This is a genomic window from Aminobacter sp. Piv2-1, assembly GCF_037625995.1.
In the GTDB taxonomy this organism is placed as follows: Bacteria; Pseudomonadota; Alphaproteobacteria; order Rhizobiales; family Rhizobiaceae; genus Aminobacter.
The window spans coordinates 209,130-223,403 of record NZ_JARKMU010000009.1; the positions used below are offsets into that span (position 1 = coordinate 209,130).

Annotated in this window: 15 protein-coding genes and 1 riboswitch; of the genes, 12 read left to right on the top strand and 3 right to left on the bottom strand. The window is 64.7% G+C overall.

Translation table 11 applies throughout. The features are described from left to right. Positions 1–75: 75 nt before the first annotated feature. The gene (gene cobW / locus AmiPiv_RS17870; protein WP_340038839.1) at positions 76–1,113 is read right to left on the bottom strand and encodes a cobalamin biosynthesis protein CobW; all 1,038 of its coding nucleotides are present in this window, start codon (positions 1,111–1,113) and stop codon (positions 76–78) included. Beyond that, positions 1,110–1,544: a DUF1636 family protein gene (locus AmiPiv_RS17875; RefSeq protein WP_445206976.1), complete on the bottom strand. Its 435-nt coding sequence runs from the start codon at positions 1,542–1,544 to the stop codon at positions 1,110–1,112. The genes cobW and AmiPiv_RS17875 overlap by 4 nt, the downstream gene beginning before the upstream one ends. 37 nt (positions 1,545–1,581) lie before the next feature. Further along, positions 1,582–1,782: riboswitch (cobalamin riboswitch) on the bottom strand. Between the two features lie 115 nt (positions 1,783–1,897). On the opposite strand from AmiPiv_RS17875, the gene AmiPiv_RS17880 reads away from it, so the two are divergent. Next, a complete protein-coding gene (locus AmiPiv_RS17880) occupies positions 1,898–2,446 on the top strand; it encodes an NADAR family protein (RefSeq protein ID WP_340038840.1) in 549 nt (182 codons plus the stop codon). Positions 2,447–2,467: 21 nt separating this feature from the next. Here AmiPiv_RS17880 and AmiPiv_RS17885 read toward each other — a convergent pair whose 3' ends face one another. Continuing rightward, positions 2,468–3,661, bottom strand: a complete 1,194-nt coding sequence (locus AmiPiv_RS17885) for a winged helix-turn-helix domain-containing protein (protein ID WP_340038841.1) — start codon at positions 3,659–3,661, stop codon at positions 2,468–2,470. Between the two features lie 343 nt (positions 3,662–4,004). On the opposite strand from AmiPiv_RS17885, the gene AmiPiv_RS17890 reads away from it, so the two are divergent. The 11 genes from AmiPiv_RS17890 (at position 4,005) to nuoI (ending at position 14,270) form a co-directional block, all read left to right on the top strand. Beyond that, positions 4,005–4,370 (top strand): NADH-quinone oxidoreductase subunit A, encoded by a 366-nt coding sequence (locus tag AmiPiv_RS17890; RefSeq protein ID WP_340038842.1) that lies wholly within the window; start codon positions 4,005–4,007, stop codon positions 4,368–4,370. Further along, the gene (locus tag AmiPiv_RS17895; protein ID WP_310317485.1) at positions 4,361–4,942 is read left to right on the top strand and encodes a NuoB/complex I 20 kDa subunit family protein; all 582 of its coding nucleotides are present in this window, start codon (positions 4,361–4,363) and stop codon (positions 4,940–4,942) included. Before AmiPiv_RS17890 ends, AmiPiv_RS17895 begins: the two co-directional genes overlap by 10 nt. A 6-nt stretch (positions 4,943–4,948) precedes the next feature. Beyond that, positions 4,949–5,554, top strand: coding sequence for an NADH-quinone oxidoreductase subunit C (locus tag AmiPiv_RS17900; protein WP_340038843.1), 606 nt, complete (start codon positions 4,949–4,951; stop codon positions 5,552–5,554). A gap of 9 nt (positions 5,555–5,563) precedes the next feature. After that, on the top strand, positions 5,564–6,754 hold the full coding sequence (locus tag AmiPiv_RS17905; RefSeq protein ID WP_340038844.1) for an NADH-quinone oxidoreductase subunit D: 1,191 nt from the start codon (positions 5,564–5,566) through the stop codon (positions 6,752–6,754). Further along, complete coding sequence (gene nuoE, locus AmiPiv_RS17910; protein WP_340038845.1) at positions 6,755–7,822, top strand: NADH-quinone oxidoreductase subunit NuoE; 1,068 nt, start codon at positions 6,755–6,757, stop codon at positions 7,820–7,822. A 43-nt stretch (positions 7,823–7,865) separates the two neighbouring features. After that, positions 7,866–8,471 (top strand): hypothetical protein, encoded by a 606-nt coding sequence (locus tag AmiPiv_RS17915; RefSeq protein WP_340038846.1) that lies wholly within the window; start codon positions 7,866–7,868, stop codon positions 8,469–8,471. Then, on the top strand, positions 8,471–9,772 hold the full coding sequence (gene nuoF, locus AmiPiv_RS17920; protein WP_340038847.1) for an NADH-quinone oxidoreductase subunit NuoF: 1,302 nt from the start codon (positions 8,471–8,473) through the stop codon (positions 9,770–9,772). Before AmiPiv_RS17915 ends, nuoF begins: the two co-directional genes overlap by 1 nt. A 92-nt stretch (positions 9,773–9,864) precedes the next feature. Then, a complete protein-coding gene (locus tag AmiPiv_RS17925; protein WP_340038848.1) occupies positions 9,865–10,566 on the top strand; it encodes an NADH-ubiquinone dehydrogenase in 702 nt (233 codons plus the stop codon). Between the two features lie 79 nt (positions 10,567–10,645). Then, the gene (nuoG, locus tag AmiPiv_RS17930) at positions 10,646–12,727 is read left to right on the top strand and encodes an NADH-quinone oxidoreductase subunit NuoG (protein WP_340038849.1); all 2,082 of its coding nucleotides are present in this window, start codon (positions 10,646–10,648) and stop codon (positions 12,725–12,727) included. Between the two features lie 8 nt (positions 12,728–12,735). Further along, positions 12,736–13,779 (top strand): NADH-quinone oxidoreductase subunit NuoH, encoded by a 1,044-nt coding sequence (gene nuoH / locus AmiPiv_RS17935; protein WP_340038850.1) that lies wholly within the window; start codon positions 12,736–12,738, stop codon positions 13,777–13,779. Then, complete coding sequence (nuoI, locus tag AmiPiv_RS17940) at positions 13,779–14,270, top strand: NADH-quinone oxidoreductase subunit NuoI (RefSeq protein ID WP_340038851.1); 492 nt, start codon at positions 13,779–13,781, stop codon at positions 14,268–14,270. The genes nuoH and nuoI overlap by 1 nt, the downstream gene beginning before the upstream one ends. Positions 14,271–14,274: the final 4 nt, after the last annotated feature.

Genomic DNA, 14,274 nt, shown 5'->3' on the forward strand with positions numbered 1-14,274 from the left:
CCAGCGTACTCTTCTCCCCAGCGGGGAGAAGGTGGCCGCGAAGCGGCCGGATGAGGGGGCAAGCTTCGCATTCGGTTAGCCCACCAGGATGCGCTCGATGGCCGGGCGGTCGAGGCCCTTGAGGCCGATGACCACGAGGCGCGAGCGACGGTCGTCTTCGGCAGTCCAGGCGCGGTCGTAGTAGTGGTTGACGCGCGGGCCGACCGCCTGGACGAGCAGGCGCATCGGCTTGCCGCCGACGTCTACGAAGCCCTTTACGCGCAGCACGTTTTCTTCCTCGGCGGCGGTAGCGACGCGCTTGGCCAGTTCTTCGGGGCTGACGATCGAGGGGATTTCGATGACGAAGGTGTCGAAATCGTCGTGCTCGTGGTCGAAGGCGCCGTCGTGATGGGTCTTGCGGTTCTCGATGTCGTCCTCGACGGCGAGGCCGAGGCCGAGCAGCACCGACGGGTCGACCTTGCCCATCGACGAGGGCACGATCTTGACGGCGCGGGCGAGATGCTCGCCAACGATGGCGCTGGCGCGGGCGTGGCCGGCCTCGTCGAGCAGGTCGGACTTGGACAGGATGATGAGGTCGGCGCAGGCGACCTGATCCTCGAACACTTCCTCGACCGGGTCGTCGTGGTCGAGCGAATCATCGGCGCTGCGCTGGGCGGCGAGCGCTTCCATGTCGGAGGCGACCTTGCCGTCGGCGAGGGCCGGACCGTCGACGACGGCAATGACGCCATCGACCGTGACGCGGCTCTTCACCGTCGGCCACTGGAAGGCCTGGACCAGCGGCTTGGGGAGAGCGAGGCCCGAGGTCTCGATCAGGATGTGGTCGACCTTCGGCGAGCGCGACAGGATCTGGTCGAGGGCCGGCACGAAGTCGTCGGCCACGGTGCAGCAGATGCAGCCATTGGCCAACTCGACGATGTTCTCCTCCGGGCAGGCGTCGATGCCGCAGCCCTTCAAGATCTCGCCGTCGATGCCGACGTCGCCGAACTCGTTGACGATGATGGCGAGGCGCTTGCCCTTTGCATTCTCCAGGATGTTGCGCAGCAGGGTGGTCTTGCCGGCGCCGAGAAACCCGGTGACGACGGTGCAGGGGACGCGTTCGACGGAGGCGGTCATTTTTCTTCCTTGGTCAGATTGAGCGGGGGAATGCGGGCGACGAGGCCGCGCTTGAGGCTGTCGGGACGACCGCGCCAGGGGATGAGGCCGTCGGTCGAGGTGGCGAAGAGTCTTGCCCCGGTGACAAGGTCTTCGCCCGAGGAAATTCTGAGGTCGCCGAAGACGTAGCTCCAGGAGCCGTCGCGGATCAGTGCCGCGCTCAGGCGGCGCTTGCAGTTGCCGAGGCATTCGACGCTGCGCACGGAGATGTCGTTGCCGGCAGCCATGCGCGTGTTCTCGGCAAGCCTGGCGCCGGCGCGGGGATGGGCGTCCGAGCCGGTTTCGTCGCGGCAGGAGGAGCAGACGAGGATGGTTACATCACAGGCGCGCGCGTCGGCTGCATCGCAGGATGCGTCCGATGGTGCGACCGGAGAATTGTCGTCGAAGTCCAAATCCAGGCTCCTTGCCTGGGACACCCGCCAGGCTTTCGGATCAAAAACTTAGACGGCAGGTCTCCTGGCTTGCGGATCGTCGCCTTGGCCCGCCTTCCCGGGAAATCCCAGTGGTCTTCGGGCTCGGCTCTTCGCTCACAGTTGCGGGGACAGCCGCGGAGTTGGCCGAAAAAGCCGCACCGCATTCCCTCTTAGCTTCCGCCTTTGCGGGCGGAGGACCGTCGACTGGCGATTTAGGCGGTAGCGAGGGGTGGAGTCAACGCGGCGGAGCGACAGATGCCGTCGCAGGAGTCTGATCGAGAAAGGGCGCGCATGGCGGTTGACAAGCGCTGCCGGCATTTTCAAATGCAAGAATGTATCGCAACCGCTCTCAACTGGAAGATGCTTATCGCGCCAAGGCGAGTCTTCAGTTCTTGTTCTTCTGGGGGCATCAACCGTCCAGGGACGGTAGAATTACCTCATCTTGCCTAAGTCAATGGTGGCCAGCTTCGTTTGAGATGAATGGCCTACGCTATCCGAGCGCCGAACACTGGATGATGGCCGAAAAGGCTCGTCTGTTCGGAGACCAAGAGACTGCATCCAAGATACTAGCGGCCGAAAGTCCGAAGCAGGCAAAGCAATTCGGCAGGGGGGTGCGTGGATTTGACCCGGCCATATGGGATCGTGAGAAGGCCCGTATCGTTACCGAGGGAAGCAAGCACAAATTCGGACAGAACTTGGCACTGCGCGACTTTTTGCTCTCGACGGGCAGCGCCATATTGGTCGAGGCTAGCCCTGTCGATCCTGTGTGGGGCATTGGCCTTGCCGCCGAGGATGTACGCGCCAGCAATCCGCTGCAGTGGGGCGGAGAAAATCTTCTCGGATTTGCTTTGATGGAAGCGCGTGAATCGCTCCGCGGCTGAGCTATTGAAAATCTGGCAGAGTCACCCCGTCTCAATAGCTGCCAACGCCGGCCCTAGGTCGCCGGCGGGCGTCACCTCGATGCGTTCGAGGCCGAGCCAGTCGCGCATCTGCTTGAGTTCTTCGTGTAGCTCGGCCGCGGTTTCTGGCGGGGCGCATGGCTCCGAATAGGCAGCCTGCACGCGCAGCACGCGGGCAGGCCGGTCGGCCTTGAGGTCGACGCGGGCGACGATGCGCTCGCCGAGCAGGAACGGCAGGACGTAGTAGCCATACTGGCGCTTGTCCGCCGGGGTGTAGATCTCGATGCGATAGCGGAAGTCGAAGAGCTGTTCGGCGCGGCTGCGTTCGAACACCAGCGGGTCGAACGGCGCGAGCAGGGCGCGGGCACGGAGCCTGCGAGGGACACGCGCGCCGGCGTGGAGGAAGGCCTGCCGGTTCCAGCCTTCGACCCGCACCGGGACAAGTTCGCCCATCTCGACCAGCTCTTCCAGCCGGCCCTTCATATTCGCTGGCGACAGGCGAAAGTAGTCGCGCAGGCAGATGGCTGTTGCGACGCCGTGGGCGCGGGCGGAAATCCTGAGGAGTTCGCGATGCGCGTCGGCGGCCGGCAGGGCAGGGCGGTTGAATATCTCGGCGGGCAGGACGCGTTCGGGCAGGTCGTAGAGCCGCTCGAAGCCGCGGCGGGAATGGGTGGTGATGCGGCCCGCCCAGAACAGCCATTCGAAGGCATGCTTCTCGCGGCTCCAGCCCCACCAGCCGCCCGAGCCTTTTGCCCCTTCGATATCGGACGCCGCGATCGGTCCGCGGTCGACGACCTCCCGGTAGATCTCCTCGATGTGGCCTCGGTGCTCGCGGCCGAACTTCGCCAGGCCCGAGTACATTTCCGTATCGGCCTGCTCCATGCGCCAGCGCATCAGCGGAAAGGTCTCGAGCGGCAGCAGCGACGCCTCGTGCGCCCAATATTCGAACAGCATGCGCTTCTTCGGCTGCATGGCGTCGTCGAGCAGCGCCATCGGATAGGGGCCGAGTCGCGAATAGAGCGGCATGTAGTGGGCGCGTACGATGGCGCTGACCGAATCAATCTGGAACAGGCCGGTGCGGTCGAGCACGCGCTTGAGATGACGTCGCGTGATTGCTCCGGTCGGCCGTGGATCGCCGAAACCCTGCGCGGCGAGAGCAATGCGGCGGGCGGTGGCCAGGGAGATTTTTTCGGTCATTGCGGCAAGCTATCGCAGTCTTCGGAAATGTGACGCTGGGGTAGGGGAATCGCACTTTGCTGCAGATGCTAGCAGAAGTGCCGTCCGGGCCTTGTCAGGAGAGTAAAGTGGAGTAAAAATAGAAAGAAATCAAAGATGGGCGATGCCCCCAGGATTCTGGCCCAGCCGTGGGGTTTGCCACCTTTCGGACAAGGTTGGGCTTGCTTCGCCCGACTGCCTGCGCTAACCGTCGCCGCATTGCAGCACGACCGTTTCGTCCGAACCGGCGAGGAACCGTCGCGCTTCCGGAAACGGACCCCGTGCTGTAAGTCTGGGTGGATTGGCCACCAACGGAATTCGCAGCATGAACGCTCTCCTGAGTTCGTATCTGCCCATCGTCATTTTCATCGGTGTGGCGCTCGTAGTCGGCATCGCCCTCATCGTGGCGCCCTTCCTCGTCGCCTACCGCAGCCCGGACCCGGAAAAGCTGTCGGCCTACGAGTGCGGCTTCAACTCCTTCGACGATGCCCGCATGAAATTCGACATCCGGTTCTATCTGGTGTCCATCCTCTTCATCATCTTCGACCTCGAAGTGGCGTTCCTGTTTCCGTGGGCGGTGTCCTTCGGCGAGATCGGCATGCTCGGCTTCTGGTCGATGATGATCTTCCTGGCCGTGCTGACCATCGGCTTCGTCTACGAGTGGAAAAAGGGAGCGCTGGAATGGGATTGAACGACGCCTCCGGCACCCTGATCGCGCCGAAGCCGAAAGGCATCATCGATCCGAACACCGGCAAGCTCATCGGTTCCGACGACGCCTTCTTCGGCGAGCTGAACAACGAGCTGTCCGACAAGGGTTTCCTCGTCACCTCGTCGGAGGCGCTGATCACCTGGGCGCGCACCGGCTCGCTGATGTGGATGACCTTCGGCCTCGCCTGCTGCGCCGTCGAGATGATGCACATCTCGATGCCGCGCTATGACGCCGAGCGCTTCGGCATTGCGCCGCGCGCCTCTCCGCGCCAGTCGGACGTGATGATCGTCGCCGGCACGCTGACCAACAAGATGGCGCCCGCGCTGCGCAAGGTCTACGACCAGATGCCCGAGCCGCGCTACGTCATCTCGATGGGCTCGTGCGCCAACGGCGGCGGCTACTACCACTATTCCTATTCGGTGGTGCGCGGCTGCGACCGCGTCGTGCCCGTCGACATCTACGTGCCCGGCTGTCCTCCGACCGCCGAGGCGCTCCTCTACGGCATCCTTCTTCTGCAGAAGAAGATCCGCCGCACCGGCACCATCGAGCGGTGATCCCAAATGAGTGAAGCCCTGAAGGACCTTGCCGCCTATATCGCGGAAAAGCTCGACGCGGACATCGAGGAAAGCGTGCTCGCCTATGGCGAGCTGACGCTGACGGTGAAGGCTGCCGACATCGTCGACGTGCTGACCTTCCTGCGCAACGACGTGCAGTGCCAGTTCGTCTCGTTCATCGATGCCGCCGGCGTCGACTATCCGCAGCGCGCCAAGCGCTTCGACGTCGTCTACCACCTCCTGTCGCCGCGCCAGAACCTGCGCATCCGCGTCAAGGTGCGCACCGACGAGGATACGCCGGTCCCGTCCGTCACCCCGGTCTATCCGGGCGCCGACTGGTTCGAGCGCGAGGCCTACGACATGTACGGCATCCTGTTCTCGGGCCATCCCGACCTGCGCCGCCTTTTGACCGACTACGGCTTCGAAGGCCACCCGTTGCGCAAGGACTTCCCGCTCACCGGCTTCGTCGAAGTGCGCTACGACGACGAGCAGAAGCGCGTCGTTTACGAGCCGGTCGAGCTCAAGCAGGAGTTCCGCAATTTCGACTTCCTGTCTCCCTGGGAAGGCACGGACTACGTGCTGCCGGGCGACGAAAAAGCCAAGACGAATTGAGGCGGCGACATGGCTGAAACCTCCGTCCGCAACTTCAACATCAACTTCGGTCCGCAGCACCCGGCGGCGCACGGCGTTCTGCGCCTGGTGCTCGAGCTCGACGGCGAGGTGGTCGACCGCGTCGATCCGCATATCGGCCTCTTGCACCGCGGCACCGAGAAGCTGATCGAGCAGAAGACCTACCTGCAGGCCGTGCCCTATTTCGACCGGCTCGACTATGTCGCGCCGATGAACCAGGAGCACGCCTTCGCGCTTGGGGTCGAGCGCCTGCTCGGCATCGAGGTGCCGAAGCGCGGTCAGATCATCCGCGTGCTCTATTCCGAGATCGGCCGCATCCTTTCGCATCTGCTCAACGTCACCACGCAGGCGATGGACGTCGGCGCGCTGACCCCGCCGCTGTGGGGCTTCGAAGAGCGCGAAAAGCTGATGGTGTTCTATGAGCGGGCCTGCGGCGCGCGCATGCACGCCGCCTATTTCCGGCCGGGCGGCGTCCACCAGGACCTGCCGCAGAAGCTGGTCGAGGACATCGGCAAGTGGATCGATCCGTTCCTGCAGACGGTGAAGAACCTCGACGATCTCCTGACCCCCAACCGCATCTTCAAGCAGCGCAACGTCGACATCGGCGTAGTCTCGCTCGACGACGCCTGGGCGTGGGGTTTCTCGGGCGTGATGGTGCGCGGTTCGGGTGCTGCCTGGGACCTGCGCAAGAGCCAGCCCTACGAATGCTATCCGGAGATGGATTTCGACATTCCGGTCGGCAAGAACGGCGACTGCTACGACCGCTATCTCATCCGCATGGAAGAGATGCGCCAGTCGGCGAAGATCATGCGCCAGTGCGTCGACCTGCTGCTCGGCAAGGAGAGCGCCGGTCCGGTGTCGAACACCGACGGCAAGGTGGTTCCGCCGAAGCGCGGCGACATGAAGCGCTCGATGGAATCGCTCATCCATCACTTCAAGCTCTACACCGAGGGCTACCGCGTGCCGGCCGGCGAGGTCTACGCGGCCGTCGAGGCGCCGAAGGGCGAGTTCGGCGTCTATCTCGTCTCCGACGGCTCCAACAAGCCGTACCGCTGCAAGCTGCGCGCGCCGGGTTTCGCCCATCTCCAGGCGATGGATTTCCTGTGCCGCGGCCACATGCTGGCGGATATCTCGGCCGTTCTCGGCTCCCTCGACATCGTGTTTGGTGAGGTCGACCGCTAAATGTCAGTCCGCCGTCTCGCAGAAGCCAGCGCCCAGCCAGCCTCGTTCGCCTTCAACAAGGCGTTCACGGCACAGGCGAAGACCTGGATCAAGAAGTATCCCAAGGGCCGCGAACAGTCGGCCGTGATCCCGCTGCTGATGCTTGCGCAGGAGCAGGACGGCTGGGTGACCAAGGCTGCCATCGAGCACGTCGCCGACATGCTGGCCATGCCCTATATCCGCGTCCTCGAAGTGGCGACTTTCTATACGCAGTTCCAGCTGAAGCCGGTCGGTACGCGCGCCCACGTCCAGGTCTGCGGCACCACGCCGTGCATGCTGCGCGGCTCGGAAGAGCTGATGGATGTCTGCCGTTCGAAGATCCACCACGACCAGTTCCACACCAACGAGGCGGGCACGATGTCGTGGGAAGAGGTGGAGTGCCTCGGCGCCTGCGTGAACGCGCCGATGGTCATGATCTTCAAGGACACTTACGAGGACCTGACGCCGGAGCGCCTTGCCGAGATCATCGACCTGTTCGAGGCGGGCAAGGGCAACCAGGTGAAGCCCGGCCCGCAGACCGGCCGCCACTTTTCGGCGCCGATCACCGGATTCACCTCGCTCAAGGACGAGAAGGGTGTGCTGAAAACCACCCGCGACAAGGAGGCCAAGGCCGCCGCCAAGGCAGCCAAGGCTTCGGCTACTGCCGCGGCGACTGCTGCACCACAGCCGGCAGCCGTTGCCGCCGTTCCGGAGAAACCCAAGGCAGCGCCTGCCAAGAAGGCAGATGCCCCGGCCAAGCCGTCGCTCGAGGACAAGAACCGTCCGGCCGGCATCGCCCGTCCGGCTGCGGTCGACGACCTCAAGCTCATCTCCGGCGTCGGCCCGAAGATCGAGGGCACGCTGCATGAACTCGGCATCTTCACCTTCGCGCAGGTGGCTGCGTGGAAGAAGGCCGAGCGCGAATGGGTCGACGGCTACCTGAATTTCAAGGGTCGCATCGAGCGTGACGACTGGGTCAAGCAGGCCAAGGCGCTCGCCAAGGGCGGTGTGGCCGAATACGTCCGCGTCTTCGGCAAGAAGCCGGTCTGAGGGTCAGGCAGCGATGGGAAGCTTCGGCAAGAGAGGGCAGGATATGCAGCGTTCGACGAACGCGGCGCGCCCGCTTGCCGGCAGTTCCGTTCGCACGCCGGCGCAGCAGAAGCCAGGCCCGCATGTGATCTACCGCGAAGGCGAGGCTGAACGCCCGACGTTCCATGGGTCGTTCGTCGAACGGCATTGGCCAAAGTTCGGAGCGGTTGCGGCGGCGCTTTTCGCGCTCGGATATTACGTGACGTCCGGCAGGAGCGACCTTTTCAGCCTCGCGCTCGCGACGCTGCTCGCGGGGGGCATCGTCTATTTCGTGCTCAATCGGTTTCGCAAGTCCGTCGACGACGTTCACACTGCCCGCACCGAGATTTTCAGGTCGCCGCGCTTTGCTGTCGGCGCCCTGTTGGGTTTCGGCTATTTCGTCTATTCGACCTTCTTCGGTGCGGTCGAATCCACGGGCAACGAGTTCACCGATGCCGTGGCGCAATTCCAGGATCCGCTGACGCCGTTCCGTGACGGCTTCCAGCAGAAGGATTGGGCCGCGGTTGCCATGCTCATTCTCAAGGCCGCCGGCATGATGGTTTTCGGCGGTCTGATCGTAAGAACCATAGCCAAGCGCGTGCTCGGCGAAGAAGGCGGGAGCGCCACCTGATGCTTGAGGACAAGGACCGCATTTTCACCAACATCTACGGCCGCTTCGATCAGTCGCTGGCCGGGGCGATGGCGCGCGGGCAGTGGGATGGCACCAAGGCCATCATCGACAAGGGCCGCGAGTGGATCATCAACGAGATGAAGGCGTCGGGCCTGCGCGGCCGCGGCGGCGCCGGCTTCCCGACCGGCCTCAAGTGGTCGTTCATGCCCAAGGCCAGCGACGGGCGTCCGTCCTACCTGGTCGTCAACGCCGACGAATCCGAGCCCGGCACCTGCAAGGATCGCGACATCCTTCGCCATGACCCGCACACGCTGGTCGAAGGCTGCCTGCTCGCCGGCTTCGCCATGGGCGCGGTCGCCGCCTACATCTATGTGCGCGGCGAATTCATCCGCGAGCGCGAGGCGCTGCAGCGGGCGATCGACGAGGCCTACGAGGCCAAGCTGATCGGCAAGAACAACAAGAACGGCTACGACTTCGAGATCTACGTCCACCACGGCGCCGGCGCCTATATCTGCGGCGAGGAAACGGCGCTGCTCGAGAGCCTGGAAGGCAAGAAGGGCCAGCCGCGCCTGAAGCCGCCGTTCCCGGCCAATGTCGGCCTCTATGGCTGCCCGACCACGGTGAACAACGTCGAATCGATCGCCGTCGCGCCGACTATCCTGCGCCGAGGGGCCGCCTGGTTCTCGTCGATCGGCCGTCCGAACAACGTCGGCACCAAGCTGTTCATGCTGGTCGGCCACGTCAACACGCCCTGCACGGTCGAAGAGGCCATGGGCATCACGTTCCGAGAGCTGGTCGAGAAGCACGGCGGCGGCATCCGCGGCGGCTGGGACAACCTGCTGGCCGTGATCCCCGGCGGCGCGTCCTGCCCTGTCGTCAAGGCCGAGGACATCATCGACTGCCCGATGGATTTCGACGGGCTGCGCGAGAAGAAGTCGTCCTTCGGCACGGCGGCGGTGATCGTCATGGACAAGTCGACGGACATCGTGAAGGCGATCGCGCGTCTCAGCTACTTCTTCAAGCACGAGAGCTGCGGCCAGTGCACGCCGTGCCGCGAGGGCACCGGCTGGATGTGGCGCGTCATGGATCGTCTGGTGCGCGGCGAGGCGCAGAAGCGCGAGATCGACATGCTGCTCGACGTCACCAAGCAGGTGGAAGGCCACACGATCTGCGCGCTGGGAGACGCGGCCGCATGGCCGATCCAGGGCCTGATCCGCAACTTCCGTCCCGAGATCGAACGGCGCATCGACGAGTTCTCGCGCAATGCGCACCGCGTCGCGCCGCTGATGGCGGCCGAATAACGAAATATCAGAAAGTGCGGGCCTAAGGCCCGATGGCGAAACAGGAAACGACGAGGCAGAGGCGAACGGCGAAGGCGACAAGGAGCTTATCGATGTCGACATTTCCCATTCCCGAAGTTGCAGTGCCTGACATGGAACGTATGGAGCAGATGAACAGGGACTTCGCGGCGATGATGCTGCCGAAGGAGTTCGCCGGCGCGGCGAACCTCTTCGTGCATCCTGCCGCAGGCGTCGCTGCTGCCTCCGCACTCGGCGTCGGATTCGCCAGCCACGCGTTCGGCGTGTGGATGGGGGCCGTGACCGGGGCAACCGAAGCTGCGCAACGCATGTTCTCGCCGGATTACGGCGATTTCGCCGGCGCCTTGCATGTCGCAGCGTCGCGCGAAACGGCAGCCAGGCGGGCGGAAGCCACCACCGCCTCGCTGATCGCCGACGTCAAGTCGCTGGCGCGCAAGCTGGAGCAGGCGAAGCAGCCGCAGGTGGCCGAGGTGGCACCGGCAGAGTTTGTGGAAGCGGCTCCGGTCGCACAATCAGCCGGCACCCTGCTGCCCGAGGACTTCAGGCAGCCGCGCTCGGTCGACAGGCCGGAAACGCCAGACGACCTGAAGGCGATCTCCGGCATCGGGCCGAAGCTCGAACAGGTGCTGAACGGCCTGGGCATCTGGACCTGGGCTCAGATAGCCGCCTGGACGCCGGCGGAAGTGGCGTGGGCGGACGACTACCTGGGTTTCAAGGGTCGGATAGGCCGGGACGACTGGATAGGGCAGGCGGCCACGCTTGCCGACAAGAACTGAGTTGAAGAATTCGGGGGCGCAGCCAGGGCAGCGCCCCTCGCAGGACGGAATGCGGGTCAGCCGCGGGATTTGAGGCGCTATGGCAAAGCTTAAGGTCGACGGGAAAGAGATTTCGGTACCCGACCACTATACGCTGCTCCAGGCGGCAGAAGAGGCGGGCGCGGAAGTGCCGCGCTTCTGTTTCCATGAGCGGCTGTCGATCGCCGGCAACTGCCGCATGTGCCTGGTCGAGGTGAAGGGCGGACCGCCCAAGCCGGCCGCGTCCTGCGCCATGGGCGTGCGCGACTTGCGCCCCGGCCCGAATGGCGAGGCGCCGGAAATCTTCACCAACACGCCGATGGTCAAGAAGGCCCGCGAAGGCGTGATGGAGTTCCTGCTCATCAACCATCCGCTCGACTGCCCGATCTGCGACCAGGGCGGCGAATGCGACCTGCAGGACCAGGCGATGGCCTTCGGCCTCGACGGTTCGCGCTACAAGGAAAGCAAGCGCGCGGTCGAGGACAAGTACATCGGCCCGCTGGTCAAGACGATCATGACGCGCTGCATCCACTGCACGCGCTGCGTCCGCTTCACCACCGAAGTGGCCGGCATTTCCGAGCTCGGCCTGATCGGCCGCGGCGAGGACGCCGAGATCACCACCTATCTCGAGCAGGCAATGACCTCCGAGCTGCAGGGCAACGTCATCGACCTGTGCCCGGTCGGCGCGCTGACCTCGAAGCCCTACGCCTTCCAGGCGCGCCCGTGGGAGCTGACCAAGACCGAATCCATCGACGTGATGGATGCGGTCGGCTCGGCGATCCGCGTCGACTCGAGAGGCCGCGAAGTGATGCGCATCATGCCGCGCGTCAACGAGCAGGTGAACGAGGAGTGGATTTCCGACAAGACCCGTTTCATCTGGGACGGACTGCGCACCCAGCGCCTCGACCGCCCCTATGTGCGCCGCAACGGCCGCCTGGTGCCTGCGACCTGGGGCGAGGCCTTCGGCGCGATCAAGGATGCCGTGTCCAAGACGTCGGCCGACCGCATCGGCGCCATTGCCGGCGACCTGGCGACGGTCGAGGAGATGTACGCGCTGAAGCAGCTGATCGCCTCGCTCGGCTCGAAGAACGTCGATTGCCGCCAGGACGGCGCCGCACTCGATCCGTCGCTCGGCCGCGCCAGCTACATCTTCAACCCGACCATCGAGGGCATCGAGCAGGCCGACGCCATCCTGATCATCGGCTCCAACCCGCGCTTCGAGGCTTCGGTGCTCAACGCCCGCATCCGCAAGCGCTGGCGCGGGGGCGAGGTGCCGGTTGCCGTGATCGGCGAGGTCGGCGACCTGCGCTACGACTATGAGCAGCTGGGCTCGGGCCCGGAGACGCTCAAGGATCTGGCCGAGGGCAACGGCAAGTTCTTCTCGGTTCTCAAGAAGGCGTCGCACCCGCTGATCATCGTTGGTCAGGGCGCGCTTGCCCGTACCGACGGTGCGGCCGTGCTCGGCCAGACCGCCAAGCTGGCCGGTGCCGTCAAGGCGAGCCGTCCGGACTGGAACGGCTTTGCCGTGCTCCACACCGCAGCCGCCCGCGTCGGCGGCCTCGACATCGGCTTCGTGCCGGGCGAGGGCGGCAAGAACGCTGCCGGCATGCTGGGCGAGACCGACGTGCTGTTCCTGCTCGGCGCCGACGAGATCGACATGTCGAAGACGGGCGATGCCTTCGTGGTCTACATCGGCACGCATGGCGACGCCGGCGCGCATCGCGCCAACGTCATCCTGCCTGGCGCCGCCTACACCGAAAAGTCGGGCACCTACGTCAACACCGAGGGCCGGGTGCAGATGACCACGCGCGCCGGGTTCGCGCCGGGCGAGGCCAAGGAAGACTGGGCGATCCTGCGTGCGCTGTCGGATGTGCTCGGACACAAGCTGCCGTTCGATTCGCTTCAGCAGCTGCGCGCCAGGCTCCATGCCGAGTTCCCGCACCTTGCCCGTGTCGACGAGATCGACGCCGGCGACAACGACGACATCGCCAAGGTCGCCAGGCTCGGCGGCCGGCTGAACAAGGGCACCTTCCATTCGACGGTGAGGGACTTCTACCTCACCAATCCGATCGCGCGCGCGTCGGCGGTGATGGCCGAGTGTTCGGCATTGGCCAAGAACGGCTTCAAGCAGGCGGCGGAGTAAGGGCTGTCATGGATACCTTCTTCTCCTTCTACGTCCTGCCGGCGTTGATCATCCTCCTGAAGTCGGTCGTTCTGATCGTCGTCCTGCTGATCTTCGTCGCCTACATCCTCTATGCCGACCGCAAGATCTGGGCGGCGGTTCAGCTGCGTCGCGGCCCGAACGTGGTCGGTCCCTGGGGCCTGCTGCAGGCGTTCGCCGACCTCTTGAAATTCGTCTTCAAGGAGCCGGTGATCCCGTCAGGCGCCAACAAGGGCGTGTTCCTGCTGGCGCCGGTGGTTTCCGCCGTGCTGGCGATCTCCGCCTGGGCGGTTATCCCCGTCAGCGAAGGCTGGGCCATCGCCAACGTCAATGTCGGCATCCTCTATGTCTTCGCCATTTCCTCGCTCGAGGTCTATGGCGTCATCATGGGCGGCTGGGCGTCGAACTCGAAGTATCCGTTCCTCGGCGCGCTGCGTTCGGCCGCCCAGATGGTGTCCTACGAAGTCTCGATCGGCTTCGTCATCGTCTGTGTGCTGCTCACCGTCGGCTCGCTCAACCTCTCCGACATCGTGATGTCGCAGGGCGACGGCATCGGCACGCGGCTTGGCCTGCCGAACACGTTCCTCGACTGGAACTGGCTCGTGCTGTTCCCGATGTTCGTGATCTTCTTCATCTCTGCGCTGGCCGAGACCAACCGCCCGCCCTTCGACCTGGTCGAGGCGGAGTCGGAGCTCGTCGCCGGTCACATGATCGAATACTCGTCGACGCCGTTCCTGCTGTTCTTCCTCGGCGAGTACGTGGCCATCGTCTTGATGTGCGCGCTGACGACGATCCTGTTCCTCGGCGGATGGCTGCCGCCCTTCGACTTCGCGCCCTTCACCTGGGTGCCGGGCGTGATCTGGTTCGTGCTCAAGGTATGCATGGTGTTCTTCATGTTCGCCATGGTGAAGGCCTTCGTGCCGCGCTACCGCTACGACCAGCTGATGCGCCTGGGCTGGAAGGTGTTCCTGCCGATCTCGCTGGCGATGGTCGTCATCACCGCCGCCGTACTCAAGCTTACCGGAGCCGCCTGATGTCAGCTCTAGCCCAAGCCGCCAAGTCGCTGCTGCTGAAGGACTTCGTCGGCGCGTTCTTCCTGTCGATGCGCCAGTTCTTCGCGCCGAAGCACACGCTGAACTACCCGCACGAGAAGGGGCCGGTCAGCCCGCGCTTCCGCGGCGAGCATGCGTTGCGCCGCTACCCCAATGGCGAGGAACGCTGCATCGCCTGCAAGCTGTGCGAGGCGATCTGCCCGGCGCAGGCCATCACCATCGAGGCCGGCCCGCGCCGCAACGACGGCACGCGCCGCACCGTGCGCTACGACATCGACATGGTGAAGTGCATCTATTGCGGCTTCTGCCAGGAGGCATGCCCGGTCGACGCGATCGTCGAGGGGCCGAACTTCGAATTCGCGACGGAGACGCGCGAGGAGCTCTACTACGACAAGGACAAGCTGCTCGCCAACGGCGACCGTTGGGAACGCGAGATCGCGCGCAACATCGCGATGGATGCGCCGTATCGCTGAGGCT

Coding starts and splice junctions, on each gene's coding strand:
- cobW (WP_340038839.1), bottom strand. CDS start 1,113: ATGACCGCCTCCGTCGAACGCGTCCCCTGCACCGTCGTCACCGGGTTT.
- AmiPiv_RS17880 (WP_340038840.1), top strand. CDS start 1,898: ATGTATCGCAACCGCTCTCAACTGGAAGATGCTTATCGCGCCAAGGCG.
- AmiPiv_RS17885 (WP_340038841.1), bottom strand. CDS start 3,661: ATGACCGAAAAAATCTCCCTGGCCACCGCCCGCCGCATTGCTCTCGCC.
- AmiPiv_RS17890 (WP_340038842.1), top strand. CDS start 4,005: ATGAACGCTCTCCTGAGTTCGTATCTGCCCATCGTCATTTTCATCGGT.
- AmiPiv_RS17895 (WP_310317485.1), top strand. CDS start 4,361: ATGGGATTGAACGACGCCTCCGGCACCCTGATCGCGCCGAAGCCGAAA.
- AmiPiv_RS17900 (WP_340038843.1), top strand. CDS start 4,949: ATGAGTGAAGCCCTGAAGGACCTTGCCGCCTATATCGCGGAAAAGCTC.
- AmiPiv_RS17905 (WP_340038844.1), top strand. CDS start 5,564: ATGGCTGAAACCTCCGTCCGCAACTTCAACATCAACTTCGGTCCGCAG.
- nuoE (WP_340038845.1), top strand. CDS start 6,755: ATGTCAGTCCGCCGTCTCGCAGAAGCCAGCGCCCAGCCAGCCTCGTTC.
- AmiPiv_RS17915 (WP_340038846.1), top strand. CDS start 7,866: ATGCAGCGTTCGACGAACGCGGCGCGCCCGCTTGCCGGCAGTTCCGTT.
- nuoF (WP_340038847.1), top strand. CDS start 8,471: ATGCTTGAGGACAAGGACCGCATTTTCACCAACATCTACGGCCGCTTC.
- AmiPiv_RS17925 (WP_340038848.1), top strand. CDS start 9,865: ATGTCGACATTTCCCATTCCCGAAGTTGCAGTGCCTGACATGGAACGT.
- nuoG (WP_340038849.1), top strand. CDS start 10,646: ATGGCAAAGCTTAAGGTCGACGGGAAAGAGATTTCGGTACCCGACCAC.
- nuoH (WP_340038850.1), top strand. CDS start 12,736: ATGGATACCTTCTTCTCCTTCTACGTCCTGCCGGCGTTGATCATCCTC.
- nuoI (WP_340038851.1), top strand. CDS start 13,779: ATGTCAGCTCTAGCCCAAGCCGCCAAGTCGCTGCTGCTGAAGGACTTC.